21 protein-coding genes and 2 pseudogenes are annotated in these 24,800 nt (G+C 62.0%); 8 read left to right on the forward strand and 15 right to left on the reverse strand.

The window, feature by feature from the left end; translation table 11 throughout:
• Nucleotides 1–11: 11 nt before the first annotated feature.
• Both KB879_RS32140 and KB879_RS32145 read left to right on the forward strand, forming a co-directional pair.
• On the forward strand, nucleotides 12–983 hold the full coding sequence (locus KB879_RS32140; protein WP_305852189.1) for a TerC family protein: 972 nt from the start codon (nucleotides 12–14) through the stop codon (nucleotides 981–983).
• A 409-nt stretch (nucleotides 984–1,392) separates the two neighbouring features.
• Nucleotides 1,393–2,963, forward strand: a protein-coding gene (locus tag KB879_RS32145) for an IS3 family transposase (protein WP_211983496.1) whose coding sequence is annotated in 2 segments (ribosomal slippage) — nucleotides 1,393–1,822 and nucleotides 1,822–2,963 — 1,572 coding nt in all. Because the reading frame shifts where the segments join, the coding sequence is not laid out codon by codon here.
• A gap of 419 nt (nucleotides 2,964–3,382) precedes the next feature.
• Here KB879_RS32145 and KB879_RS32150 read toward each other — a convergent pair.
• Nucleotides 3,383–3,680 (reverse strand): annotated as a pseudogene (locus KB879_RS32150) (YbgF trimerization domain-containing protein); the annotation flags it as partial.
• Nucleotides 3,681–3,758: 78 nt separating this feature from the next.
• Nucleotides 3,759–4,019 carry an H-NS family nucleoid-associated regulatory protein gene (locus KB879_RS32155; RefSeq protein ID WP_211983497.1) on the reverse strand — a complete coding sequence of 87 codons (261 nt, stop codon included), beginning with the start codon at nucleotides 4,017–4,019 and terminating at the stop codon, nucleotides 3,759–3,761.
• A gap of 398 nt (nucleotides 4,020–4,417) precedes the next feature.
• Between KB879_RS32155 and KB879_RS32165 the strand changes: the two are divergent.
• A pseudogene (locus KB879_RS32165) lies at nucleotides 4,418–5,445 on the forward strand (ISL3 family transposase); the annotation flags it as partial.
• Nucleotides 5,446–5,597: 152 nt separating this feature from the next.
• On the opposite strand, the gene KB879_RS32170 reads toward KB879_RS32165, so the two are convergent.
• The 3 genes from KB879_RS32170 to KB879_RS32180 form a co-directional block, all read right to left on the reverse strand.
• Complete coding sequence (locus KB879_RS32170; RefSeq protein WP_211983498.1) at nucleotides 5,598–6,053, reverse strand: carboxymuconolactone decarboxylase family protein; 456 nt, start codon at nucleotides 6,051–6,053, stop codon at nucleotides 5,598–5,600.
• A 24-nt stretch (nucleotides 6,054–6,077) separates the two neighbouring features.
• Nucleotides 6,078–6,494, reverse strand: a complete 417-nt coding sequence (locus tag KB879_RS32175) for a cupin domain-containing protein (protein ID WP_211983499.1) — start codon at nucleotides 6,492–6,494, stop codon at nucleotides 6,078–6,080.
• Nucleotides 6,495–6,614: 120 nt separating this feature from the next.
• Nucleotides 6,615–8,024: a PLP-dependent aminotransferase family protein gene (locus KB879_RS32180; RefSeq protein ID WP_211983500.1), complete on the reverse strand. Its 1,410-nt coding sequence runs from the start codon at nucleotides 8,022–8,024 to the stop codon at nucleotides 6,615–6,617.
• A 181-nt stretch (nucleotides 8,025–8,205) separates the two neighbouring features.
• Between KB879_RS32180 and KB879_RS32185 the strand changes: the two genes are divergently transcribed.
• Together KB879_RS32185 and KB879_RS32190 are read left to right on the forward strand one after the other, a co-directional pair.
• Entirely contained in the window at nucleotides 8,206–8,865 is a 660-nt protein-coding gene (locus KB879_RS32185) for an HD domain-containing protein (RefSeq protein WP_211983501.1), read from the forward strand.
• Nucleotides 8,866–8,916: 51 nt separating this feature from the next.
• Nucleotides 8,917–9,639: an SDR family oxidoreductase gene (locus KB879_RS32190; protein WP_211983503.1), complete on the forward strand. Its 723-nt coding sequence runs from the start codon at nucleotides 8,917–8,919 to the stop codon at nucleotides 9,637–9,639.
• 365 nt (nucleotides 9,640–10,004) lie between these two features.
• Here KB879_RS32190 and KB879_RS32195 read toward each other — a convergent pair whose 3' ends face one another.
• Genes KB879_RS32195 through KB879_RS32205 form a run of 3 tightly spaced genes read right to left on the reverse strand, consistent with a single transcriptional unit; the run spans nucleotide 10,005 to nucleotide 12,919 of the window.
• Entirely contained in the window at nucleotides 10,005–10,730 is a 726-nt protein-coding gene (locus KB879_RS32195) for an aminotransferase class I/II-fold pyridoxal phosphate-dependent enzyme (RefSeq protein ID WP_211983505.1), read from the reverse strand.
• Between the two features lie 46 nt (nucleotides 10,731–10,776).
• On the reverse strand, nucleotides 10,777–11,967 hold the full coding sequence (locus KB879_RS32200; RefSeq protein WP_211983506.1) for an MFS transporter: 1,191 nt from the start codon (nucleotides 11,965–11,967) through the stop codon (nucleotides 10,777–10,779).
• A 46-nt stretch (nucleotides 11,968–12,013) separates the two neighbouring features.
• Nucleotides 12,014–12,919, reverse strand: coding sequence for an MBL fold metallo-hydrolase (locus tag KB879_RS32205; protein WP_211983507.1), 906 nt, complete (start codon nucleotides 12,917–12,919; stop codon nucleotides 12,014–12,016).
• 198 nt (nucleotides 12,920–13,117) lie between these two features.
• On the opposite strand from KB879_RS32205, the gene KB879_RS32210 reads away from it, so the two are divergent.
• Complete coding sequence (locus KB879_RS32210) at nucleotides 13,118–14,029, forward strand: helix-turn-helix domain-containing protein (protein WP_371827457.1); 912 nt, start codon at nucleotides 13,118–13,120, stop codon at nucleotides 14,027–14,029.
• Here the strand turns inward: KB879_RS32210 and KB879_RS32215 are convergent.
• From KB879_RS32215 to KB879_RS32230, 4 genes are all read right to left on the reverse strand, one after another.
• Nucleotides 14,026–15,495 (reverse strand): amidase family protein, encoded by a 1,470-nt coding sequence (locus KB879_RS32215; RefSeq protein ID WP_249221461.1) that lies wholly within the window; start codon nucleotides 15,493–15,495, stop codon nucleotides 14,026–14,028. The two genes, KB879_RS32210 and KB879_RS32215, sit on opposite strands and share 4 nt — an antisense overlap.
• A gap of 107 nt (nucleotides 15,496–15,602) precedes the next feature.
• Nucleotides 15,603–16,976 carry an MFS transporter gene (locus KB879_RS32220; RefSeq protein ID WP_211983508.1) on the reverse strand — a complete coding sequence of 458 codons (1,374 nt, stop codon included), beginning with the start codon at nucleotides 16,974–16,976 and terminating at the stop codon, nucleotides 15,603–15,605.
• A 97-nt stretch (nucleotides 16,977–17,073) separates the two neighbouring features.
• The gene (locus tag KB879_RS32225) at nucleotides 17,074–18,108 is read right to left on the reverse strand and encodes a GlxA family transcriptional regulator (RefSeq protein ID WP_211983509.1); all 1,035 of its coding nucleotides are present in this window, start codon (nucleotides 18,106–18,108) and stop codon (nucleotides 17,074–17,076) included.
• A 539-nt stretch (nucleotides 18,109–18,647) separates the two neighbouring features.
• The gene (locus KB879_RS32230) at nucleotides 18,648–19,328 is read right to left on the reverse strand and encodes a M24 family metallopeptidase (protein WP_211983510.1); all 681 of its coding nucleotides are present in this window, start codon (nucleotides 19,326–19,328) and stop codon (nucleotides 18,648–18,650) included.
• Between the two features lie 279 nt (nucleotides 19,329–19,607).
• On the opposite strand from KB879_RS32230, the gene KB879_RS32235 reads away from it, so the two are divergent.
• Entirely contained in the window at nucleotides 19,608–20,609 is a 1,002-nt protein-coding gene (locus KB879_RS32235) for a GlxA family transcriptional regulator (protein WP_211983511.1), read from the forward strand.
• 144 nt (nucleotides 20,610–20,753) lie between these two features.
• Nucleotides 20,754–21,728, forward strand: coding sequence for an MBL fold metallo-hydrolase (locus tag KB879_RS32240; RefSeq protein WP_211983512.1), 975 nt, complete (start codon nucleotides 20,754–20,756; stop codon nucleotides 21,726–21,728).
• A 117-nt stretch (nucleotides 21,729–21,845) separates the two neighbouring features.
• On the opposite strand, the gene KB879_RS32245 is transcribed toward KB879_RS32240, so the two are convergent.
• The 3 genes from KB879_RS32245 to KB879_RS32255 all read right to left on the reverse strand — a co-directional run bounded on the left by KB879_RS32245 (nucleotide 21,846) and on the right by KB879_RS32255 (nucleotide 24,715).
• Nucleotides 21,846–22,115, reverse strand: coding sequence for an H-NS family nucleoid-associated regulatory protein (locus tag KB879_RS32245; protein ID WP_211983514.1), 270 nt, complete (start codon nucleotides 22,113–22,115; stop codon nucleotides 21,846–21,848).
• A gap of 202 nt (nucleotides 22,116–22,317) precedes the next feature.
• On the reverse strand, nucleotides 22,318–23,508 hold the full coding sequence (locus KB879_RS32250; RefSeq protein WP_211983516.1) for an H-NS family nucleoid-associated regulatory protein: 1,191 nt from the start codon (nucleotides 23,506–23,508) through the stop codon (nucleotides 22,318–22,320).
• Nucleotides 23,509–23,602: 94 nt separating this feature from the next.
• Nucleotides 23,603–24,715: a DNA-binding protein gene (locus tag KB879_RS32255; protein ID WP_249221567.1), complete on the reverse strand. Its 1,113-nt coding sequence runs from the start codon at nucleotides 24,713–24,715 to the stop codon at nucleotides 23,603–23,605.
• Nucleotides 24,716–24,800 lie beyond the last annotated feature (85 nt).

The following is a 24,800-nucleotide window of genomic DNA, read 5'->3' on the forward strand; positions in this document are numbered from 1 at the left end:
CGTTTCCTGTCATGATGATGGACTCTTTCGCAAACGCCGCAATGTGGGTTGGTTTTATCGCCTTCGTGCTGTCGATGCTGGCGCTGGACCTGTTCGTTTTTGGCGGGAACAAGGTGCACCGTGTCTCGGTCAAGGAAGCCGCCGCTTGGGTTGCCGCATGGGTCACGATGGCCTGCACCTTCGCAGGCCTCCTCTGGTGGTATCTCGATATCAATGCCAGCCGCGAAATCGCCAACAGCAAGGCGATGGAGTTCATCACCGGTTACCTGATCGAACAGTCGCTATCGATCGATAATATGTTTATTTTTGTCATGATCTTCAGCTACTTTTCCGTACCGCCGGAATTGCAGCGGCGAGTACTGCTGTACGGCGTGCTGGGGGCCATCGTGATGCGAGCCGGCATGATCTTGGCGGGCGTGTGGCTGGTGAGCGAGTTCGCCTGGGTCCTATACGTTTTTGGGGCCTTCCTGATCGTGACTGGCATCAAGATGCTCATCTTTGCCGAAAAGCAGCCCGATCTGGAGAAGAATGCGTTGCTGCGCTGGCTGCGAGGCCACATGCGTGTCACACCCGATTTCCACAGCGAGAAGTTCTTTGTGCGGATTAATGGCGTGCGCGGGGCGACGCCGATGTTCCTAGTACTGATGATGATCGAAGCAAGCGATCTCGTGTTCGCCGTCGACAGTATCCCGGCCATCTTCGCAGTGACTACCGACCCCTTCATTGTCTTCACGTCCAACATCTTCGCCATCATGGGGCTCCGGGCACTTTACTTCCTGCTCGCTGATATGTCGGAGCGCTTTCATCTTCTCAAATATGGATTGGCGCTGGTGCTGGTATTCATTGGCGGGAAAATGCTGGCGGCTCCGTGGTTCCACATGCCTGTGCAGTGGTCGCTGGCGATCGTCGGCTCGGTGATCCTGGTCTCCGTCCTCCTCAGCCTCAAGTTTTCCGCCCGCAAGCTCCACCACCGCGCAACATGACAGGTGTTACGTCCCGCGCAATCTGTGGGAAGGGCCGTTGATCCCGCGAACGGCTGGGGCGATTTTCTGAACATCTCCGCAATCAGCGCGAGACGCAACGGACATAAGGAAGGCCAGTACTGGGCCTCTGACCAAGATAAGGAGCGGGTAAGAGAGCAGCGTCGCCGCCACCCCCAATCCACCCTATAAGGAGCCTCGCCCTATAGCAAGGTCAGTTTGTGGTCGCGTGGCGTGGCGCGAGTTGTCCACGGGCGGGCGGCGGGTCGCCGTTGTCGATCACGACGCCGCCCAGCAGTGGGCAACTCGCTGGCGAGCGCGTTTCGTTGTGCTTCGGCCTGACGCTGCCCCCCGCGGCAGAATAGATGTCGCCCCGTTAGAATTTGAACCCTGGGGGCGATAAGAGATAGAAGTGGCTCGATACGGACAAGCATTCAAGGACCGGGCAGTAGCACGGTTGTTACCGCCGGAGAGTGCAGCGGTGGAAGTGGTTTCAAGGGAATTGGGTGTGGCAGTGGCCACGCTGGAGCGCTGGCGTGCGGACGCTATGTCCATGCCCGCTCGCGAGCGGGCATGGACAGCGGCGGCCCGGTTTGAGGCGGTGCTGGCGACGGCAGCGATGGACGAGGCCAGTAAGAGCGCCTGGTGCCGCGAGAACGGTGTGTTTCCGCAGGAGTTGGAGCAGTGGCGCCAGGCCGCCACGCAGGCGCTGGCCGAGCCCGAGGATGCCCGCGCCAGCCATCGCGAGACGAAGGCCGACCGGCGGCGGATCAAGGAGCTTGAGCGCGAACTGCGCCGCAAGGAGAAGGCCCTGGCCGAAGCCGCTGCCCTGTTGGTGCTTTCAAAAAAGCTCGAGGGGATCTTCCCGAAGGACAAGGACGAGGACGCATGATCGGCCTGGAAGATCGCCAAACGATGGTCCGCCATATCGAGACCGCTCACGCAGCCGGGGCGCGCCTGCGCCTGGCCTGCGAGGTAGCTGGCATTACCGTGCGCGCGCTGCAACGCTGGAAGGCCCACGATGGCCTGGTGGTCGGCGACCGCCGCCCCGGGGCCGAGCGGCCCACGCCAGGGCACGCGTTGAGCAACGAGGAGCGCGAACGCATTTTGGCCGTTGCCAACGAGCCGCGCTTCGCCGACATGCCGCCGGCGCGCATCGTGCCCATGCTGGCCGATGAGGGCGTGTACCTGGCCAGCGAGTCGAGCTTCGGCCGAGTGCTGCGCGCCCATGGGCAGACCCGGCATCGGGGGCGTGCCAAGGCGCCGCGCCAAAGCCGTCCGCCCACCACGCACGTGGCAACGGGGCCGCGCCAACTGTGGTGCTGGGACATGACCTATTTGCCGGCCGAGGTCGCCGGGCGCTGGTTTTATCTGTACCTGATCCTGGACGTGTACAGCCGCAAGATCGTGGGCTTCGAGGTCCATGATCGCGACGACGCCGACCACGCGGCGCATCTGGTCAAGCGTACGGCGCTGGCCGAGGGTATTCACGCCATGGCGGCCAAGCCGGTGCTGCACGGGGACAACGGCGCCACGCTCAAGGCCACTACGGTGCTGGCGATGTTGCACTGGTTGGGCGTCAAGCCCTCGTATTCGCGTCCGCGAGTGAGCGACGATAACGCGTTTGTGGAAAGCCTGTTCCGCACGGCCAAGTACCGGCCGGAGTTCCCCTCCAAGGGCTTTGCCGACCTGGACTCTGCGCGTACTTGGGCGGCGCACTTCGTCCACTGGTACAACCATGAGCATCGGCACAGCGGCATCCGCTATGTGAGCCCGGCACAGCGCCACGCCGGTCAAGACGACAAGATTCTCGCCGCGCGCCACGCGCTGTATGTTCAGGCCCGTGAGCGCAACCCGCGTCGCTGGACATGCGACACACGAGACTGGTCGCCAATCGACAGGGTCACGCTCAATCCGGAGCGCGAGATTGCCGTGCCCGCCGGTATCAAGCCAGGCGCCGAAAAACAGCGTTTGGCTGCATAAATGAGGCGACATCTACCTTGACGCGCGCCGGCTGTTCGCAGGCAAGTGGCGAGCAATAGCCCAGCGCGCAGTGAGGCTCTTGGGCATGATGGCACCTCCCCCCCAGGGGATGTGGGGTTCCCTTGGGTGAGGGACGAGTTGGCATGAAGCGGCGGGAGACACTGCACACCTATAATCGGCCTTGTTAGACGGGGAGTCACTGCACGTCCGGGCCCGGATAGTAACCGCGCAGCAGGACTCCATCCAAGATGCGGCGAAGTGAGCGCGACACTTCCCGTAGTACACCCCCATCCACCAGGACGCAACAAGCAACGATAGCGACAGGTCAGACCGGCAGCGGGCGAACTCGGCAATCCACCAGGCGCTACATCACATGTATGACCGTCGGCTGGCGGACATGGGCGGGATCGAATTTTTCCCCTTTCGCGAGGCAGCGTCGCTACCGTGTTCTGCAGCACTTCGTTCTGTGCCGCGTAGCCGCGCAAGTTCCTGGCGTAGACCTTCGAGCTGGTTCTGCAGGTCGAGCGTAGTTCGGCTATTCTGCTCAATGCGCTGGGTCGCCGTCGCCTGGAAGCTGTTGAACTGGTCGCGCAGGTTGATGACCGTTTTGCGCGCCTGCTCATCGTCGAACACTCCGGCGTGCGCCTGCGTGAGGGGCAGCATACCGCCGCTCGCCATGGCGGCGAGCCACAACAGGGTGGAAACGTGTACTTTCATAAATGGGTCGTCGTGGGTTGTGTCGGTTAGCCCTCGTCAGATCGCTGTTGGTCTGCGGGCCAAATGCATCGGCGGCCCCTATCCAACCCGGAAAAACTCAACGCTCTGCCCCGCATTGACCGCGCGCTTGAGCCATGACGGCATCTCGCCCTGCCCGTCCCAGGTCAGCCCCTCCGCATTGCGGTAGCAGACCACCGGCGCCGCTGGTGCGGGCGGTGGAGGTGGAGGCGGCGGCGCGAAGCACCCCGCCGCGTCGAGGTCTTCGAGGGTGAGCCCGTAGTCGTCCATCCGCGCCTGGATCCAGCGGATCGCGTCCGCCCGCTCAGTCTTTGCTGTCATCGGTGCCGTCACTGCCGTTACTGCTGTCGTTGCCTTCGTCCTGATTAACCAGGCAGCGCCGCCGCCCCCGGGCTCGTTGCCCGGCTCTTCCCCTTGGGCTTCCTACGCAGTGGCCGCCGAACTTCCGGCCTGCCGAGTTTGCTAGTCCGAAGGGGGGGCGGACCGGCCGCGCCCGCCAACCTGTCGTTCAGGACAAGAGATCGATGAGGAAACGCTCGGGCTTCTTGCCAAGCCACGCGGGAGCCCGACCGCGCCCCTCTACTTCGGAAGCTGACACCGGGGCTGTCGAGGGGCGAATGACGTCAGGGGGTCGTCCTCTGCCCCGGTGGCCGCTCCGAGATGAACGCTTGGTTGTGCTCAGCGTCGAGCGTGCGTCGGCGCCGGTACTGCAGTGGACGCGGGATCTGCCGGTATTCGAGATGCCGGTCGATTGATCGTGCCGCGGCTTCGTCTGGCGTGCCTGCGGTGTGGACCCAAACTGGAACGCCTGGACTGGCTTGCCCCTTATGCGCGGGTGACAACACGGCTGGCTACCAGCGTGGCGCGGCTTTGCAAGGTAATGTCGCTGCGCCATGTGGCCGCGTTCTATCGGCTGTCCTGGACCGCAGTCAAGCGGATAGACCAACGTCATCTGGAGCAGGAACTCGGGCCGGTGGACCTGCGTGGCGTCACGGTCATCGCCATGGACAAATTTGCAATCCAGAAGGGGCACCGCTACGCCACCGTCATCGTTGAGCCGTCGAGCAAGCGGGTGCTCTGGGTGGGCCGCGGGCGTTCCCGCGACGACATCCGACCGTTCTTCGAGCTACTCGGCCCTGACGGATGTGCCAGGCTGCGTGCCGCCGTCATGGACGTGAATACTGCCTACGATCTTGAGGTGCGCGAGCATTGCCCGCAAGCGCAGGTGGTCTACGACCTGTTCCACGTGGTAGCCAAGTATGGGGGGAGGTCATCGACCGAGTGCAAGTGGACGAGGCGAACCGGCTGCGCGGCGACCGCGTGGCTCGCAAGGTAGTGAAATCCTCGCGCTGGCTGCTGCTACGCAATCGGGAGAACGTCAAACGAGAGGCCGACCAGATCTGGCTCGAAGAGATCCTGGCTGCCAACCAGGCGCTCATGGCAGTCTACGTGCTCAAGGACAATCTCAAGGCGCTGTGGGACTACCGGCACCCGGGCTACGCCAGGCGCTTCTGGGAGGGCTGGTACGAGCGCGCCATGAGCAGCGGGATCGGGCCGCTGTGCCAGTTCGCCCGGCGGCTCAAGCCCTACCTGCAGGATATCCAGGCCCATACTCGCTGGCCCTGGGACCAATCTGGTTGAAGGCGTCAACAACCGGATCAAGGTGATCAAGCGCATGGCCTATGGCTTCCGCGATGACCACTACTTCTTCCTCAAGATCCGAGCGGCCTTCCCCGGAAATCGGTGAAGAACCTTTCTTTTTGGCGCTCTGACGGGATAACTCCAAGATATGCACTCGCGCCGCGCCTATCCATAGCGATTGGGGAAGCTCGTTGGAAAATTGCGTCGGCTTATGCCGAAGTCGGGGCGCTTTTATGCCGTATAAACCCGCGAGGCGTTTTACTGTTCCATCACGGCCTGAGGCGTGTTCCGGAAGCTGATCGCCATACGGTTATACGTATTCATCAGGCTGATGGCTATGGTCAGGTCAACCAGTTCGCGTTCATCGAACACGGCGCGGGCGGCCTCGTAGGCCGCGTCCGGCACGCCGGTCTGCGCCACCAGCGTGACCGATTCGGCCCACGCGAGTGCTGCTCGCTCGCGGTCGTCGAACAGCTGGCCTGCTTCCCTCCATGCTTGCACGAGCGCCAGCTTTTCGACCTTCACGCCTTTTTTTAGCAGGTCGCGTGTATGCATGTCGAGGCAATAGGCGCAGTTGTTGATCTGCGAGACGCGCAGGTAGACCAGGTCGACGAGGACCGGCGACAGGTCGCTCTGCATGACGTAGCCGTAGACGCCGCCAAGGGCTTTGACGCCCGTAGGCGCAATCTGGGTGTAGTCGAGGCGCTTGCTCATGAGGTGACTCCTGGAGGCGGCGGTTTACTTGATGGGGGTGGTCAGGGCTTTGTCGTTGCTGTCCGCGACGAACACGGCGAGCAACTTTGCAGGCCTTGTTTCGCTCGCGTTGCGGCTTATGCGGTGAACGGCGCCGGGCTCCTCGAAGAAGCTCTCGCCGGCATGGTAGACGTGCTTCGGACCGTCATCCACCTGTGACTCGATGTCGCCCGATACGACGTAGGCATAGATGAAAGCCGAGCCCGCATGCCTGTGCGCGGGCGACGCTGCACCGGGTGCGTAATCGACGACGACGGCGGTCAGCGACTTACCCGGAATGTTGGGAATGGCGTGCTGAAAGTTCGGTGTGACGGTTTCAGCCGCGCCATGTGCTGCGGCCGGCACGGTGATGGCGAAGGCCATGGCTGTGCCGGCGGCTCTTACGATGGATTGAATGTTCATGGATGTCTGGCTCCTTTGTGCTCCTGCATTGTGGTGTGACTTGGGTGCCAAGCAAAAGCACCAGGAATGAACATTTTCGATGTACCAAGAAGCGATGGCAGAGTAGGTGCCGGTGGTCCGTCAGTGGCGCCCGTGAACGAGTTCGAGCAGGCGGGCACAGTTGGCCGGCAGCGTTCTTTCATTCAAATTCGTCACGCCAAGCAGTAGCCCGTGCTGCGCCGGATTGCTCGTGTACCAGGGTGAGAGAGGAACTGGGGCCAGCCCGAAAGCTCGTGCCCGCAAAGTGATATCAATATCCGATACGGATTCGGGAAGCGCGGCGACGACGGTCATGCCGGCGGCGGCCTGCACTTTGATTGATTCCGAGGCCAGTTCCTTCAGACAACGAACGAGGGCTTCCTGTCGGGCAGTGTAAAGACGCTTCATACGTCGCAGATGGCGAAGAAAGTGTCCGTCGTGCATGAACTCGTTCACGGCGTGCTGCACGGATGCAGCCGGGGCGGGCGCAAGGCACGCCGCGACGTCGCCGAAGCGGCGTGCCATGTCCGGCGGGACAACGAGAAATCCCAGGCGCAGTGCCGGGCTGATCGTCTTGCTGAAGGTCCCGATGTGCAGCACTCGTCCGTCCTGATCGAGCGAGGCCAGCGCCGGTGCGGCCCGTCCTTTCAACTGCAACTCGCCGAGATAATCGTCTTCGACGATCCAGGCGTCGCGTTGTTTTGCCCAGCCGAGCAGTGAAATTCGTCGAGCGAGCGACATCGTCATCCCGAACGGCGCCTGTTGGCCCGGTGTCACCACCGCGAGGGGGGCTTCGGGCGCGATCCGCATGCCTGCTTCGATATCGAGCCCGTCCGCGTCCACCGGCACCCCTGCCACGGTCATGCCGGCCAGTCCGAGCGCCGTACGCGTGAGCGGAAAGCCAGGGTCTTCCATCCAGGCTTGTCTGCCTTCCACGCGCAGGGCGCGAATCGCGAGATTGAGCGCGCCAGAGAAACCTGCCGTGACGAAGACCTGAGAGGGACTGCATCGAAGCCCGCGCGAGACGCCAAGATACGCCGCGATCTCCTGCCGCAAATCCGGTTCGCCGCGTGGATCGGGGTATCCGACAGGAGCCGCTGCCGCCCGGCGCGCCGCGCGTGCCTGAATGCGTGACCAGAGCTTGAAGGGAAAGGCGTCCTGGGAGGGCACACCCATTTGAAACGCCAAAGGCGCCGTGCCGAAGTCGTAGAACAGATCCGGAAGGGGCGGCGCCTCCGGCGACCATCCAGTTGTCGCCTGCAGGGGCCGTGCGGCTACCCGGGTCCCGGCCGCGCCTAGGCCGATCGCCAACTGCTCGTCGATCAGACGTTCATAGGCGGCACGCACGGTGCCCCGGGACACGCCGAGCTGGGCGGCCAAATCCGACCAGGAGGGCAGCCGCGCGCCGGCGACAAGCTGGCCCGACTCGATCGCATCTCGGATCGAGCCGTAAATTTGCGCCGATAGCGAGATGCGTCCGGCGCGATCGAGGCCAATAGAAAGTGTTGCCATGGACGCGATAGTACATTGGTATTTCTCGATCTTGGTCCTGTTCCATGATCCATGGGCAGCGTAACCTCCTGGATGTAACCCCGCCAGTCAGTCCCGGCGCGGAATCAGCCGCCCACGTGGGGCGGTCGGGAAGTCAAGCGTGCCGCAGGAAACGCACGCTCTCTACAGCTCGAGTAACCCGATGAAGCAAGATAAGACAGCACCGACGAACGAAATGTTCGACGTCGTAATTCCAGACAGCCAGCTGGCGCGTGAGGTAGCCCAGCTCATTCGCGACACCGAAAGCGAATTGCTGTTTAACCACTCGACACGGGTCTACCTTTGGGGCGCGCTGTTGGGAATACGAAAGAGTGTCGCATTCGACCCAGAGCTGCTCTACGTTGCGGCCATGTTCCATGATATCGGTTTGACGTCCGCCTATCGCGAAAGCCAACTTCGTTTCGAAGTGGACGGCGCCAACGCCGCGCGCGAATTTCTGCGCAGCCATCATGTCGACGAGGCGGACATAGCAAAGGTGTGGACCGCTGTGGCGCTCCATACGACGCCGGGCATTCCCGAGCACATGCACGGTGAAATCGCGCTGGTGCAAGCTGGAGCTGGGATGGACGTGGCGGGACGGGGCTTCGATGCGTTTACCGAGGAACAGCGCACGGCGGTGGTCGCGGCCTATCCGCGCGGCGCCGATTTCGCCGGCAAGATGATCGATGCCTTCTACGATGGCATGAAACATCGCCCTGGCACCACGTTCGGCACGTTCAACGACGATTTTCTGGCGCACAAGGATCCGGGCTTCGAGCGCGTGAACGTGTGCAGCATCATCTTGACTTCCAGTTGGGGTTGACTTTCTCGGCGGACCCCAAGGGCTCACTCCTACATCTATCGGATTTTCGCAATGCTCAGACGTACATTTTTGGTCACTGGCGCCAGCAAGGGCATCGGGCGCGCGTTGTCACACCGGCTCGCCGGCGACGGACATCAGGTCATCGGGCTTGCGCGCGGGGCCTACGACCCCAGTTTCCCCGGCACACTGGTTTCCGTCGATCTGACCGATCGCGATGCGACGACACGAACGCTCGAGGGGCTGGTCGACCGTTATACCTTTGATGGCGTCATCAACAACGCGGGGTTCGTCCGTCTGGCCGGCGTTGAAGCGGTTGATCTCGACGATCTCGAAGCCTCCTTCCGTCACAATCTCACCTCCGCCGTGCAGACCGTGCAAGCCTTGCTACCCGGCATGCGGAACCGAGGGTGGGGACGAATCGTCAATCTCTCGAGTCTCGTCGTGCTTGGCGTCGCCAATCGCACGGCCTATGCCGCGGCGAAAGCCGAGATGATGAGCTTTACGCGCACTTGGGCGCTGGAGCTTGCGCAGACCGGCATTACCGTCAATGCTGTCGCGCCCGGGCCTACCGAGACCGAACTGTTCCGGCAGAACACGCCCGTCGGCAGCGAAGCGGAGCAGCGCTTTCTGTCGCTGGTGCCGATGAAGCGATTCGGCAAGCCTGAAGAATTGGCTGCGGCCGTGGCGTTTCTTTTGTCCGAGGATGCGGGCTTCATCACTGGACAGACCTTGTTCGTCGACGGTGGCGCGTCGGTGGGCAAAGCGGCATTCTGATCGTTCGCCTCTTGTCGTCCTCAAAATACGCGACGGAACAACGCCGCCCTCAAGCAATATTGCCTGAAGCGGCCTGGCGACTGACGCTAGGGAGTTTCACGATTTGTCATGCGCTGCCTCAATTCGGCAGGCAGCTCGACACCAGGATGACGAGCCGCCATATCGGCCAAATCCACTGCGATGACTGTAGCCGACCCAGACCGGGCATTCAGTCGCACCGATAACGGCCGTTCCCGTCGCCCCGCAGTTCTTCGACCGCCTCGTCAATGGGGCTCTTCCCGACCATGAAGCGCCATTCGACCGTCGCGTCGCACGGACGTTCAGATTGGCGAATACGAACGTTGCTTCGTCGGCCCTAAATGCCTCTATCCAGCGGACATGGCAACCGGAACTGATAGCTGCCCTTCACCCTGCCCGCCGGCAAGCGCGAGGGCATGACGCGCGGGAAGAAAGCCTGGGTCCTCGATCCATACCTCATCGCCCGTGGTCAGCAACGTCCGCGCAACCAGAGTCAAGGCGCCCATGAACCCTGATGTGACGAATATCTGTTCCTCGCTGCACGGAATGCCGCGGCCGATGGCCAGGTCATTCGCGATCGCCTCCCGTAGGGGGCCATACCCGCTTGTTCCTTGGTAGACCATCCTGGAGAGCGAGAGCGACCGCGCGTGGTGGGCGGCAAGTCGGGACCAAAGCTTACGCGGAAATGCGTCGAGCGCCGGTAACCCCATCTGAAAGAGGCGCGGAGGCTGATCAGGTTCCGAAGCCACCCCAGGAATCAATGTCCGCGGCGTCGGTGGCGCATGCCGAACAGGCAGGTAGATAGGGCGCGCCGCCACGCGCGTGCCGGCGGCATTCTGGCGGGTCAGATAGCCCTCGCCAGCGAGGATGCTGTAGGCAAGTTCGACGGTTGCGCGAGAAATCGACAGTTGGGTTGCTAGGCTGCGGGACGAAGGAAGACGGGCTCCCGGGCGCAGCGAGCCCGTCGAGATCGCCCGCTTGATGCGGTCTGAAACCTGCTGGTGCAGGGGCGTGGCTTGACTCCGATCAAGTGAGGAGTCAGCCAGCATCGACTCGGGCGTGCGTTTGATCATCGATCGTTCATTTCAAATGGCCTTGGTCAGCTTCGACAGGCGTGATTTACAGCGCTTCCGCCTGCGGGTCGGCCGTTGTGTAGTCCCGCCTGCGCGTTCGCTCAGTGCACAGATGCGCGGCCTCGGCACAAGCCAAAGCGACTGCAACCAAGCCCGATCCGACGAGACTGAGGTACTGCCGGTCGACGAATAGAAGCACAATGCCGCCGAGAACGCCCGAGCAGGCAAGTCCGCCGTAGGTGGCTGTATTGTTCAGGGCGAGCAGCAACGGAGCCACTTGCGGCGCGATCTTCACCAGCCGGTGTTGTTGCGGCACGATCAGTCCCCATCCGACCAGCCCCCAGACAATCAGGGCGGCCACGGCGGTAACCATATATGCGGAAGTCCACGGCAGCGCACAGAAATTCAGGATGCCAACGCAAAGCCCCGCATTGATGATCTTGCGGCCTTCGAAGCGATCGACTAGACGGCCAGCAAACATGTTCCCGACTGAGGCGGCGGTGCCCCAGACGAGAAGCATGCCAGCGAGCACGCGTTCGTCGCCGCCGGTGACCTGCTCCAGCACCAGTCCGGCATAGGTATAAACCATCAGGAACCCGCCAAAGGCGAACAGCGATGTGAGCAGGGTGAGCGCAACGCGAACATCGCGCAAGGGGGCCAGCCGCTCGCGCAGCGTGATGCGTTCAGGCTGAGGAACCGAGCTCAGCATGGCCCCTACCCCGACCATCGCGATCACCCCAAGAAGCGCGACGAACCAGAGCGTGCTTCTCCAGCTTCCGAATCCACCGATGAACGTGCCGATCGGGGCGCCCAGCGCCGTTGCGCCGGCTAGACCGGCGGTGACGGTGGCAAGCGCGCGCCCTCTTCTATCAGGTTCCGCAAGCAAGGTGGCAACACCCAGTGCGGTTGGAGAAAACATCGCCGCGCCAAGGCCCGCCAGCGCGCGGCTGAGCAGAACCGTATTCAGATCCGTTGCGAGCGCAGTGATGGCGTTGCCGACGACGAAGATACCGAGCGCGGATACCAGCAGCAGCTTCCTGGGCCACCGCCCTGCGACAGCCGCCATCACCGGAGCCAGGATCGCATAGGAGAGGGCATAGACGGTGACCATCTGGCCGGCCAGGCTGACAGTGGTGTGCAGTGATTCAGCGACACCCGGAAGAATGCCTGCGACAACGAAGTTGTCCGTCCCCATGGCGAACATGCCTAACGCAAGCATGAGCAGTCGACGATCCATTTGATTGACCTTTATGTGGTTCGGTAAGCTTGAGATGGGGCGCGGGCTAGAAGCTGTACGACTCGCCGTCCTGCGGCACCAACACGCGCCGCGGGTCCATTCCCTTCTCGGCGATGTAGTCGCGCAATTCCTTGCGTGATTGCGTGCAGTGGGCAAGCGCCTCCATATGGCTGGCAACCACTGTAGCTCTGGGCGCGGCCTGGTAGAAGCGATAGAGGTCTTCCTTGCCCATGATGAAAGCGCCGTCATAACCGACCAAACGTCCAAAGCAAGCGTTCAGGATCACGACGTCTGGCCGGTATTGCGAAATTGCGTCCTCCACATATCGGTTCCATACCGTGTCTCCGGCCACGTACACCGTCTTATATTCTGGCCGCTCGAATACGATGCCCGAAGACTTTCCCAGGCGCTTCCCCCGGCCTTCCTCCATGGCGTCACTGCCGTGCTGGCCACCAGTCTTGCTCAAGCGTGTCCCATGAAAGTCAACGTTGGCGGTAAGGACGCGCACGTTCTCAAAGCCATCCTTGCGCAGGCTTTCGGCATCGTCATCGCTCTGCGTAAAGATCGGAATGTCCTTGGGGAGACTGCGCCTGGCGACTTCATCCCAGTGATCATAGTGTTGCGCGTGGGTGATGATGACCGCGTCAGCCTTGATGACTTCGTCCAGTGGCATCGGCAGGTCTACCAACGGATTTCTCAGCTGGCTGTTGTAGGTACCCTCGAATCCGGGGTATGCGCCCTTCTTGCCGAGCATTGGGTCGATGAGGAAGGTGGCCCCGGCATACTCCACTTTGATCGTGGCGTTGCGAACCTGCCTGAATCGCACCACCGCCGTGACTGGGGCGGGGTTCGCGTGGGCGATGGCATCAGTGGCAACGACGTCCGCACAGCCGGCTAGCAGGATGGCGCATGCCGCGGCAACTGCGATCTGCAAGTGCGTGGAGATATTCATGGATATCCTTTGTATTGACCGGGAATGTTCCGGCAACAGCGCCGCTTCCCATGACCCGAATTCTGTGCGTATCGCTCGTGAGCGAACAGTGTCCTGGAGGCCCACCTTCGATATAATCGGGCCAGGCGGAAAACAGCCTCCACACCTCGACGCCTGAGAGTTGCTGTCGTTGCCTTCGACGGCATAACGCCTTTCCACTTGTCGGTGCCATGCCTGATTTTTGGCGGCAATCTCAGCGATCCCGGGGTATCGGCTTTCGACGTGATGGTTTGTGCAGCGGACGCGGTGCCGCTAAGGACTACCGCCGGCTTTGCCATCGACACCTCGTACGACCTTGCCGCCCTGGACTCTGCCGATCTCGTGATCATGCCTTCCTGGCATGACGACTGCCGTCAAGCGTCACCCGATTTGCTTGAGGCGCTGCGGCGCGCGCATCGTCGCGGCGCGAGGGTGGTGGGCTTATGCCTCGGGGCATTTCCACTGGCCCAGGCCGGCCTGCTGGATAGCAAAACCGCGACAACTCACTGGGAATGTGTCGGCACACTGTCGCAACGATATCCGAAGGTAAGAGTGAATCCGGATGTGCTGTATGTCGACGAAGGCGATATCCTCACCTCTGCGGGCGTCGCTGCTGGCATAGATTGCTGCTTGCATCTGTTACGCCAGATTTCTGGCGCAGAGGTTGCCAATCGTCGCGCCAAACGGCTACTGATCGCTCCACATCGACAGGGAGGGCAGGCGCAGTTTATCGAGCGGCCGTTACCGATCACCCACAGCGACGACCGGCTTTCACAGGTTCTTGACTGGGTGACGCACCATCTGGAGCAAGCCCACAGCATCGAATCGCTTGCGGAGCGCGCCGCGATGAGCCGACGCAACTTTACCCGCCATTTTCGCCAGACCACCGGCACGTCGTTCAAGCAGTGGATATTGCACCAGCGGCTGGCACGTGCTCAGCATATGCTTGAAAGTAGTGACGCCTCGATAGAATTCATCGCGCAAGCAGCGGGTTTTGGAACAAGCTTGTCCCTGCATCAACATTTTCGCGCCGCCCTGCTCATCTCGCCGTCGGCCTACCGCAAGCAATTCCGGTCGGATCCGTCCACCTAGCCGGGAAACCCCGGGCGCTGGTCCCAGAGCTGCTGGATCAGTGTTCCGTGCGCTGCCTCGATGATGGCGCCCGCATGCAATAGTCGCATTTCACGGAATGCCGGCGCAACGAGCTGTACCCCAAGGGGCAACCCCCGAGCCAGTCCCGTCGGAACGTGCAGACCCGGCAACCCGCATACTGCCACTGCCATCAGCGGACTCTGCACGTTGAGCAAGGCACGCATTTCATCGACTGACCCTTGGTCGGCGTCCCAGCACAATGGCAGGCGGCACGACGTAGGCATGAGGACCAGCGGATAGCGCCGGAACAGGATATTCCACTTGCGGCGCATTTCATCGCGAGAGGCAATCGCCTCGGCATAGCCGGACAGGCTCAGGTCTGGCGCACAGGCTGCCATGTTATGCACCGGCGTACTGATGACCGCGTCGCCAATTGCGTCCACGGCGTCAAGCATGCCGAGCCTGCATTCCGACATGACGATGCTTTCCCATAGCTCCATCCCTTGCTTAAGATCTGGCAAGGGAACCCGCTCAACCGTGTAACCCGCGCTGGCCAGCGCGGCGGCGGCCGAGAGTAGTGCTTGTTGAATCTCCCGATCGACATCGATGCCATCTATCTCGTCTACGAGAGCGACATGGGTTGGCAGTTCGTCATCGTCGTATCTGAGGCGCGCATCGACCCAGATCGGGTCAATGCCGCCATCACATGCCATCGCCTCCAGAGCCAGCCGCGCGTCTGAAATAGTGCGCGTGAGCGGACCCTGCGCAGAGATCGCCTGAAGTCCGAAGTAGCGTCGTGGCGCCGTGGCCTGGAAAGAGGGAATGCGACCAGTGGTTGCCCGCAAGCCTACGACACCATTGACATATGCCGGATAGCGGATTGACCCCGCTATATCAGTTCCGTGAGCGATCGGACCCACACCACTCGCCACGGCTGCGCCGGCGCCACCGCTCGAGCCACCTGATGTCACGCCCGCCGACCATGGGTTGCGCGTACGTCCATAAACCGAATTCTCGGTGAACCAGCGAAAAGAGTATGGCGGAGTGTTGGTCCGCCCGATGACCACAGCCCCCGCGCGGCGCAGGTTAGAAACAACGCCACTGTCTTCACTGGCAATTCGATTGAGCCATAGCGGATTGCCATTGCTCGTCGCCTCGCCAGCGACATCAACATTCAGCTTGATCGAGACGGGCACTCCGGCAAGCGGCCCCAGCGTTTCGCCCGCATTGCGCCGCCGATCCAGCGCTCTGGCTTCGGCCAGCGCGCGTTCCCGGTCCATATGGACGATGCTGTTGATCACGGGATTCACCGCCGCAGCACGAGCGTAAACGCTCTCTACGACCTCTACAGCCGAAATATCGCCATGACGAACCGCGGCCCCTATTTCTGCGCCAGTCCAGCGCCAGAGATCGTTGGGGCCATCGATCGCGCGTTTGCTGCTCTCCGTTTGATTCACTGACATCATTTCCTTCTCAGTCTCCTCTGGTGACGTGGCAGGCCCTGGTTGACATTGGCAATCACCTAACTGGCCGGGGCGCATTGTGTTCGCGCCAGATTTGGAAGCGTGCAAAATCAACGCATGTTGCAAGGCTGAACGCTCCCCTCCTCCAGGATCGTGGCTGTGACCGTCATTGAATTCGGTCGTCGGTCAATCAATGCGACCGCAACCATTGCGATAGCGGCTGGCGTCGCTATAAGCAGGAAATTTTGATGGAGCGGGAGTTGCATCCCGACCACGGCGCCAAGGATGACTGGCGCCGAGATTGCGCCAAACCGGCCCACGCCAGAACCGACACCGATACCAGTCGAACGAACCGATAACGGATAGTACTGCCCTGCATAAGCGTAGACGACAATCTGTGTGCCAATTGTTGATGCACCCGCTACGCACAGAAGGCAATACAGCACCGGCGATGACGTGAATCCCAGTAGCGTGATGGAGGCACCGGCCAATGCAAACATGAAGATGAGCACGCTGCGAATCTTCATGCGGTCCGCAAGGATCCCACCACCAATTGCGCCAAGCATGCCACCGATATTCAGGATGAGAACGAACGTCAACGCCGATCCCAGGCTATAGCCCGCATTGGCCATGAGTTTCGCCAGCCAGGAACTCAGGGCGTAGACCATGAACAAGCACATGAAAAACACAATCCAGAACATGCATGTACTCAGGGCCCTTCCATCACTCAACAACGTGCGCAAGGAAGCCTCGCCATCTCGGTTCGAGCCGATAACGAATTCATCATCGGGGCGGAACACGTAAGTACAATCCAACCTTGCACAGATACGGCTCAACTCCTTCCGGCGATTGTGCTTGACCAGGTAAGCGATTGACTCGGGAACATACTTCAATACCCAGGGAACCACCAGTACGGGCGCTGCCGCCGCGTAGAAGACCGCCTGCCATCCATAACTCTCGATAAGTCCCTTTCCGAGCAGCGCGGCAATCATGCCTCCGACAGAGTAGCCACTGAACATCACCGTAACCAGCGTGGTCTTCAACTTGCGCGGGGAATATTCCGTCATGTGCGCCACAACCGCGGGCATCACGCCACCAATGCCAAGTCCGGCAATGAATCGCGCAATGCCAAAGGCTACCGGATTGCTAGCCGAACCAGCGATTGCCGTAAACACACTGAAGAGAGACACGCAAAGCGCAATGGCACGACGTCTCCCGATGCGGTCAGCAAGGGTACCGAGCAACACCGCGCCGCACATCGCGCCAAACAGTGCTGAACCGACCATCATCCCGGCGCCGGTGGCGTCCACATGCAGATCTCGCATAATGGATGGCAGCGCGATCCCGGCAACAGCGAGGTCATAACCATCGAAGATAATGATCAATGCACACCACGCCAGCACCAATGCATGGAAAGCGCTGAAACGCGCATCGTCCGCAACTTTTTGCAAATCAATAGAACGCCCGACAAGTTTTCGGCCCACCACTGTCTCCTTCTTTATATCGCCTAATTGAATCCGAAATATTCTCTATCCTGGAGACCCATTCATCCCCAGGAATTGCGCTGCGGCCAATCTTGAGTCACGCGTTTGTGGTCGTCTCGTGAAGGCGATCATCGGAACGCACCTGGCGCTGACTGTGCGTCCGGGGCGCCGAAGATGGATCGAGAAAATGTGCCCGATAGTCTTGGGGTGAAATGCCCAGGCGCCGCCGAAATACCGAACGCATTCGGTGCGCGCTGCAAAAGCCGCACTGGTACGCGATGGTCTTGATGGGTTTCGATGATGTTTCGAGCAGGCCTCTCGCCGCATCTATCCGGACGGCCTCGACGAAATCCATGACGCTGACGTTGGACTCGCGCATGAAGGTTCGCGTGAAGTGGCGAACGCTCATTCTTACGACGTTCGCCAGAACGTTGAGTGACAGATCAGCGGTCAGATTGGCAAATACGTACTGCTGTACCTGCGATACCAATGAATTCGGCTCAGCCGAGATATTGAGGTATGAACTGAACTGGGACTGCCCCCCTGCGCGATGGGTAAAGAGCAACAACTGCTTGGCCACGTTGACGGCGACTTCCCGACCATGGTCTCGCGCAAGCAGATACAGGCTCATGTCAATGCCGGCGGTGACTCCGGCAGACGTAACCAGGTTACCGTCCTGGATGTATAGTCTGTCAGCACTTACCAAGGCGGACGGACACTCCCTTGCAAGACCGGCCGCGTCGTTCCAGTGAGTCGTGACATGCTTGCCATCGAGAACGCCAGCTCTGGCCAAAAGAAATGTGCCATTGCAGATGGTGCAAACGCATCCTGAATTTGCGAAGGCCGTCCGCAACCACGCATACAAGGACGGCGCAAAGCTCTGTTGAGGCAACGTAGGACCTCCTGCAATGAGCAACAGGTCGTACGCGCCACCCGAGTCCGAAAACAAGCGATTGGCATGGATTTCCAGGCCGTTCGAGCAACGTACGCGGCCGCTCTCTGTGCCCAGAATTTCAAAGCTGTACTGATCGTCTGGAGAAAGAAAGCGATTCGCTTCCGCAAAGACATCGAGCGGCCCGGAGACATCGAGCCCCTGAACCTCCGGGAATATCAATATGGCTGCGGTTTTCATGTACGGGCCTGCACTTCCGGTGATCTCCAACCACGGCAGCTACGAAACGGCACGGGCCGTTTTCCTGTCAGCCCCGGTCGGGTCGGCTTGCCCTGCAGGTCCGTCATACAGATCGGCAAATCTTCCACTCTTGCTTGCCTTCTCAAGCACGCATTCCGGAATCAGTGTGACAAGGAGGTACGTTGTGTACCCGCCGAAGAGCAGCGCCAGCAGAACATACGTCACGGAAAGTAGCGCGAACATGAATGGCCTCAGTCCAGAAACTTGAAGGGAAAGTCCGCTATGCCGTCCTTTGAGACGGCCAGCGACACGCTGATTGGCCCGTCGTCGTCCCTGCATGTACCTACGAGCCTTCACACCGCAGTTTAGGCGGTGTGGAACATGTCTCTCGTAGCAGACGGCGAACGAATCCAGCCAAAGTACGGTGGTTTCGGGTCGCGGTGGTCTGGCCGCTGTCCCGGAGGCGCACGGCACGGCACTTGTGATGGAGCCTTCCACCGCACTTCGCGTACGCGACTAGCCTCGGAGCGAGGTTATCGTTAGGCCGCTTCGTCCAGCAGCATGTCCTCGAAGAACGCGCCGAATCGCTTCCGTGGATCGCGTAGGTGAATCTCGAGAATCCAGCGCATTGCCGCCGGGCTGTCTTCGAAATCGGCTAGCGATCCGGTATAGATCGTGGCGTGAGGAAAGTCCGACACACGGTGACCCGGCAGATCGAAGTTGAGTTCCCAGCCCATCGATTTCGCCATACGGTCCGCTTCGGCGTACAGCGCCTGTCCGGTCAGACGATCGCGCTTCCAGACATTGCGCACCTCGTGGAACAGTACCTCTGCATCGCGTGCACAACGTTCGTACTCCGTATGCTGCCCGACCACAAAGGATGCCCCGCCGTCGCCTTCCCAGGCCTCCACGCGAGGGGCGATGTCGATGAAGAAGATGTCGTTCTCCTGCAGGATCACGCCGGGCTCCGACGCCAGCTTCATCGGTTTGATAGTGTTGCGGCCGAATCGGACACGCGTGGGATGCCAGCTGAGGACAAGGCCTGCGTCGAGCATAACGCGCTTGGCCATCTCAACGGCGTCCTCCTCGACCATGCCCGGTGTGACGCGTGCCGCGATCTCGGCGATTGCCTGGCGGGTCTTGCTGCGCGCCAGAAGCATGCCATCGACAGTAAAGGCCGGGCCGACGCGCTCGGCGAGGGATGCTGGAACTGCGCTCATTCAATGCTCTCCTGTGAGAAGGCCGAAACAGCTTCGGACCTCGAGCAGTGATTGTTCCCGCGTTCGCCATTCCAGGCAGCGCAGACAGACCGCTGGGGAGTGCCATTCTGCGTGCTTTTCGTGCCAGTCTCGCGTGGCTGCGATGTCAGCGGTGCTTCCGGGCCAAAAGGCGTTCAATTCGGGCTATGACAGAGGAGTTGCCATGGCTCGAACCGAGGCGTTCCGATATCGTTCTACATTCAACAATGTCCTCGTCCGCCGCCTTCCGCATCTGCGCCTGTGAGCCGAACTGTTGCCCTCCTCGTTTTCCCCGGCGTGCAGGCGCTGGACGTCGGCGGTCCGATGGATGTGTTTGCGGAGGCGAACCGCTTCGTGCCGGAGGACGCTCGCTACGAAATTGAAGTCATCGTCATAGGCGGTGATGGGTTGATCGCTTGCTCCAATGGATTGCTGCTCAAAGCGCATCGTGCGTATGGCGACGTCGATCCCGTGATCAGCAGTTACGACCTCGTCTTGACAGCCGGCGGCCCGGACTTGCCCAAGGTCATATGGAACTCCGGTGTCTATGACTGGTTGCGACGCATCTGCGCAGTATCGCGGCGTTACGGGTCCATCTGTAACGGCGCCTTCGCACTCGCGCGTGCAAGCCTGCTCGACGGGCGCACCGTCACCACGCACTGGAGCGATGCCGGGGAGCTTGCGAACCTATGCCCGAACGCACGCGTGGAGGCTGACCGGATCTTCGTACGTGACGGCAACCTTTATACGTCGGCAGGAGTGACGGCGGGCATTGACCTCTCGCTGTACCTGGTGGCGCAGGATCATGGCGACGATGTAGCACTCAACGTTGCCCGACGCCTCGTCGTGTTCAGGCAGCGCGCGGGTGGGCAATCGCAGTTCAGTCCCTACCTCACTCCCTGTGCGGAGCCGACTTCGCCGGTCGCGCTGGTGCAGGAATACGTGCTTGGGCACCTGTCGGAAGAGCTGAGCGTTCGCGTCCTCGCCGGCGTTGCGAGGATGAGCTTGCGCAACTTCGCGCGGGTCTTTGCGCGGGAATCCAGGATGACACCCGCCGCCTTCGTCGAAAGCGCTCGGGTCGATGCGGCGCGTGCCATGCTCGAGAAAGGCAATGCACCGCTCAAGCGCATCGCCTACGAATGCGGATTCAGCGATTCCCACAATATGCGGCAGATCTTCAAGCGGCGCCTTGGCGTGTCTCCTCAGCAGTATCGCGCCACCTTCTCTGCACCGGCAGCTGACCCGGTCTTCCCAACACGTTGACGCCAATGCTGAGGCTGGCACGAAGGCGTTGCAGTTTGGCCTGAATCGTCCCCCTGTCGCGACGCCGTCGCTCGCCCCCATTTGCCATACTTGTCCCAGATGCAGGCAATCCGGCTCGCGTCCCCGCATTAGACACACGACTTCATGTTAAAGCGACTTCTTCTATCTACTCTTATCGTGGCGAGCCCGCTGCTCCCGTCCGCGGCGATCGCTGGCAATCCTGCCAGTCTGGCCCCCGCCAGTCCCGAAGCCACACCAGACGATTACTTCCATACCGGTGCAGGGGCACGCTATCTGCGTCGCGCCGATGCCGATCTCGTTGTTCAACCCTTGCGCGGAAACATCACCGTGCTGATGGGATCCGGCGGTAATATCACAGTGCTGTCGGCCAAGGAAGGAATGTTCCTGGTTGACGCAGGTATCAGCAAATCGCAGGAGAAACTGCGGGCAGCGCTCATGAAGATTAGCCCGGCCCCGCCAAGGTTCGTCGTGAACACGCATTGGCACTGGGATCACACCGATGGCAATGCGTGGATGCACGCGGCGGGCGCCACCATCGTTGCGCAAGAGAATACCTTCAGGCATCTGACCGAAACCACACATGTGAACGCCTGGAACTGGACATTCGATCCGGTGCCCGAAGCGGCCCGCCCAACGCTGCTGGTCAAGGACGGGAAGACCTTCAACTTCGGGGGCACCCGAGTCGAAATCGAAAATTTCGGCCATGGCCATACCGATGGCGATCTATGGGTGTACTTCAAGGACGCAGACGTACTGGCGCTCGGCGACACCTTCTGGAACGGCTTCTATCCGTATATCGACAATGAGGACGGCGGCAGTATCGACGGCGCAATTAAATGGGCCAACAAGGCTGTCGCGCGTACCACCGCGAACACCATTGTCATTCCCGGCCACGGTGCGATCGGCACGCGCACGCAGTTGGTCGAGTTTCGAGACATGCTGGTCACGGTACGCAACAACGTGGCGGTCCTGAAAAAGCAAGGCAAGTCGCTCGACGAGGTCATCGCGGCCAGGCCGACGGCCGCGTTCGACGCGAAATGGGGAAATTTTGTGTTCAACGGCGACCAGTTCACAAAGATGGTCTATGCCGGCTTGTAGGTCTCCCTTTGTTTTTTCTGCAGTTTACTGGGGCGTGCCAAGATATGGGGAATCCGCTATCACAAGGGGCTACGGCCGCAGATCGATCCGCAGCCGATGCCGAGATAACCGACATCGCTATCCGACGCGGAAAAACTCAACGCTCTGCCCCGCATTGACCGCCCGCTTGAGCCACGACGGCATCTCGCCCTGCCCGTCCCAGGTCAGCCCCTCCGCGTTGCGGTAGCAGACCACCGGCGCCAGTGGTGCGGGCGGTGGAGGTGGCTCGGGTGGAGGCGGCGGCGCGAAGCACCCCGCCGCGTCGAGGTCTTCGAGGGTGAGCCCGTAGTCGTCCATCCGCGCGTGGATCCAGCGGATCGCGTCCGCCCGCTCAGTCTTTGCTGTCATCGCTGCCGTCACTGCCGTCACTGCCGTCACTGCTGTCACTGCTGTCGTTGCCTTCGTCCTGATTGCCAGGCAGCGCCGCCGCCCCCGGCTCGTTGCCCGGCTCTTCCCCTTGGACTTCCTACGCAGTGGCCGCCGAACTTCCGGCCTGCCGAGTTTCCTAGTCCGAAGGGGGGCGGACCGGCCGCGCCCGCCAACCTGTCGTTCAGGACAAGAGATCGATGAGGAAACGCTCGGGCTTCTTGCCAATCCACGCGGGAGCCCGACCGCGCCCCGACCAGGTCTGGCCCGTCTTGGGATTGCGGTATTTCGGGCGCGGCGCGGCCTTCGTCTTGGTCGGAACAGCGCGGGCAGCGGGCTCAACGCTGGGCTTGCCCGCAATGTCCTCAATGCTGAGGTCGTACTCCTGCATCCACTGCTGAATTTCCTCCACGACCTTTGGCACTTCCGTGGCTCGCAACTGCTCAAGTTGCGCATTGACAGATGCCAGTTGAGCGAGCAGTGAGGATTGGGACGGGCTTTGGGTTGCGGTAGGCGCTTTTTGCTCCTGTCGCGGCTTCCGGGGTTGCGTCTTCTGAGTCGGTGCTTCCGGGGCAGCCTCCACTCCAGGCAGTGTGATCTGCTTCGGCCCGCGCTTGCGGGTTGGGGTCTCTTGGGTCGTGACTTCCGGAGCGGCAACTTCCGCCAGGATTTTCGGCTTCCGACCGCGCTTCGGGGTCCGCCTCTCTTCCGGCGCAGCTTCCGGAGCGGCGGTTTCGGTGAGCGCTTTCAGCTTCCGACCGCGCTTCGGGGTCCGCGTCTCTTCCGGCGCTGCTTCCGGAGCGGCAGTTTCGGTGAGCGCTTTCGGCTTCCGACCGCGCTTCGGGGCCCGCGTCTCTTCCGGCGCAGCTTCCGGAGCTGGTGCGTAAAGCGGTGCGACCGGGGCGGCCGTTTCGGTCAGTTCGTCCTGGGCGGCAGCTTCCGTCGGTTCGTCCGTGGCCAGGACTTCAACCGGAGCTTCGGCCACGGCTTCAGTGGTCGCTTCCGAGGGCATGGCTTCAATGGGCGCTTCCAGCGCGTCAGATTCAGTCAACGTTTCCGAGGCGGCAGCTTCCATCGATGCTTCCGGTGCCACGTCTTCCGTTGAAGCGTCCGGGGCTGCGTAAGGCCGCCGGCGCCGATATGACACGGTCGCCGTCGGGCCGCTATCCCGGCTTGTCGACCAGAAGTCCAAGCGTTGGGCCTGAGTGTCAACGCTGCCACTACCGACGCCTGCACCACTGGCTTCACCACTGACGGGATCCGCGTCGCGCATCGCCTCAGCGATGGGAAGCTCCTTCTGACCAAGTCCGTCCGTCGCATTGCTCACGACAAGGGGTTCAACCACTTGCTCTGGGGCCAATTCGTTCTCCTTCATTGAAGTCACTGCACGTGCAGACGCTTCCTTATCCCATGGACGGTGAGACCTTGTCTCTTGCGTGTCGTTCGCTTCAGCGGATCGCGTCCCCCGCTCAGTCTTTGCTGTCATCGCTGCCGTCGTTGCCTTCGTCCTGATTGTTGGGTAGCGCCGCCCCCGGCTCGTCGCCCTGTTCTTCGCCCAGCTCATCCTGCGGAGCGCCCCCCTGACCGTCGCCCTGCTCTTCCGGCGCGGTCGCCGCCGAACTGCCGCCCTTGCGCCGCCTTCCACCAGCGCCACCGCCGTCGCGTTCGCGCGGCGCGACGCGCAGGGTGGCCAGCAGCTGACGCGCGAGCGCCGCTTCCGCTTCGCTGCGCTCGGCCCGGCGCTGCGCCACCGCGAGTTCCGCCTGCACGGTGTCCAGGTCGCCCGCCGCCTTGCGTTGCGCCTGCTCGGCCACTGCGAGCCGCTCGGCCAGCGCCACGGCCTGCGCTTCCAGCTTGGCACGGCCCTCCGCCTGCGCCACCGCGGCATCACGCGCCTCGCTGCGTGCCACCGCCAGTTCGGCGCGCAGGTCTTCGGCCGTGCGCTCGCTCTTCTGGCGCGCAGTGCGCTCCTGGTCCAGTTCGCGCAAGCTGCGACGCTCGCTGGCTTCGGCGCGTTCCTGCGCGAGCGTCACCGCCTCGCGCGCCCGCTCGAGCTCCGTCGAGAATTGGGTGCGCAAGGCGTCCAGCTGGCGCCGACCCGCCTCGAGTTCCGTCCGCCCCGCCTCGAGCCGGGCCTGCGTGGCGGCGTGCGCCAGCCGCTCGGTGGCCAGCTCCGCGTGCACGGTGTCGTGCGCCTGCCGGGCTTCCGCCAGTTGGGCGGCAATGGCCGCCGCGTCCTCGCGCGCGGCGGCCGTCTCCGCGCGCGCCGCATCGCGCTCGGCTTCCGCTTCGCTCGCGGCGTGCCGGGCCTCCGCGCGCAGCGTGGCGAGTTCCGCCGTCGCGGCCTCGTTGGCCGACTGCCAGATGGTCTGCACCGCCTCGGCGGCGATCTGCTTGAGGGGGTCCGGCAGGTCCGGATGGTCGATGGTCACGCGGGTGCGCCCGCGCAGTTCCTGCCAGAACCCCTGCAACACCTCGGCGGGCGTGCCCATGCTGCCCTTGCGCACCAGGCTGTAGAGCTTGTTGGCGGTGGGCGTGATGCCGTAGCGAAAGAACAGCAGGCCGCAGACCTCGCGATACAGCGCGCGGGTCTCGGGGAAAGGTCACCCCTTGTTTTTGCTGCAGTTTACCGGGCTAGCCACCCCAAGTAGTCATGCGGGTTTCCGG

Origin of the sequence: Cupriavidus sp. KK10, from assembly GCF_018223725.1 — a bacterium.
GTDB classification, from domain to species: domain Bacteria; phylum Pseudomonadota; class Gammaproteobacteria; order Burkholderiales; family Burkholderiaceae; genus Cupriavidus; species Cupriavidus necator.

What these genes read in the sequence shown, in the direction of transcription:
- KB879_RS32140 (WP_305852189.1), top strand. Translation starts at nt 12, where the DNA reads ATGATGATGGACTCTTTCGCAAACGCCGCAATGTGGGTTGGTTTTATC.
- KB879_RS32155 (WP_211983497.1), bottom strand. Translation starts at nt 4,019, where the DNA reads ATGACAGCAAAGACTGAGCGGGCGGACGCGATCCGCTGGATCCAGGCG.
- KB879_RS32170 (WP_211983498.1), bottom strand. Translation starts at nt 6,053, where the DNA reads ATGAGCAAGCGCCTCGACTACACCCAGATTGCGCCTACGGGCGTCAAA.
- KB879_RS32175 (WP_211983499.1), bottom strand. Translation starts at nt 6,494, where the DNA reads ATGAACATTCAATCCATCGTAAGAGCCGCCGGCACAGCCATGGCCTTC.
- KB879_RS32180 (WP_211983500.1), bottom strand. Translation starts at nt 8,024, where the DNA reads ATGGCAACACTTTCTATTGGCCTCGATCGCGCCGGACGCATCTCGCTA.
- KB879_RS32185 (WP_211983501.1), top strand. Translation starts at nt 8,206, where the DNA reads ATGAAGCAAGATAAGACAGCACCGACGAACGAAATGTTCGACGTCGTA.
- KB879_RS32190 (WP_211983503.1), top strand. Translation starts at nt 8,917, where the DNA reads ATGCTCAGACGTACATTTTTGGTCACTGGCGCCAGCAAGGGCATCGGG.
- KB879_RS32195 (WP_211983505.1), bottom strand. Translation starts at nt 10,730, where the DNA reads ATGATCAAACGCACGCCCGAGTCGATGCTGGCTGACTCCTCACTTGAT.
- KB879_RS32200 (WP_211983506.1), bottom strand. Translation starts at nt 11,967, where the DNA reads ATGGATCGTCGACTGCTCATGCTTGCGTTAGGCATGTTCGCCATGGGG.
- KB879_RS32205 (WP_211983507.1), bottom strand. Translation starts at nt 12,919, where the DNA reads ATGAATATCTCCACGCACTTGCAGATCGCAGTTGCCGCGGCATGCGCC.
- KB879_RS32215 (WP_249221461.1), bottom strand. Translation starts at nt 15,495, where the DNA reads ATGATGTCAGTGAATCAAACGGAGAGCAGCAAACGCGCGATCGATGGC.
- KB879_RS32225 (WP_211983509.1), bottom strand. Translation starts at nt 18,108, where the DNA reads ATGAAAACCGCAGCCATATTGATATTCCCGGAGGTTCAGGGGCTCGAT.
- KB879_RS32230 (WP_211983510.1), bottom strand. Translation starts at nt 19,328, where the DNA reads ATGAGCGCAGTTCCAGCATCCCTCGCCGAGCGCGTCGGCCCGGCCTTT.
- KB879_RS32240 (WP_211983512.1), top strand. Translation starts at nt 20,754, where the DNA reads ATGTTAAAGCGACTTCTTCTATCTACTCTTATCGTGGCGAGCCCGCTG.
- KB879_RS32245 (WP_211983514.1), bottom strand. Translation starts at nt 22,115, where the DNA reads ATGACAGCAAAGACTGAGCGGGCGGACGCGATCCGCTGGATCCACGCG.
- KB879_RS32250 (WP_211983516.1), bottom strand. Translation starts at nt 23,508, where the DNA reads ATGAAGGAGAACGAATTGGCCCCAGAGCAAGTGGTTGAACCCCTTGTC.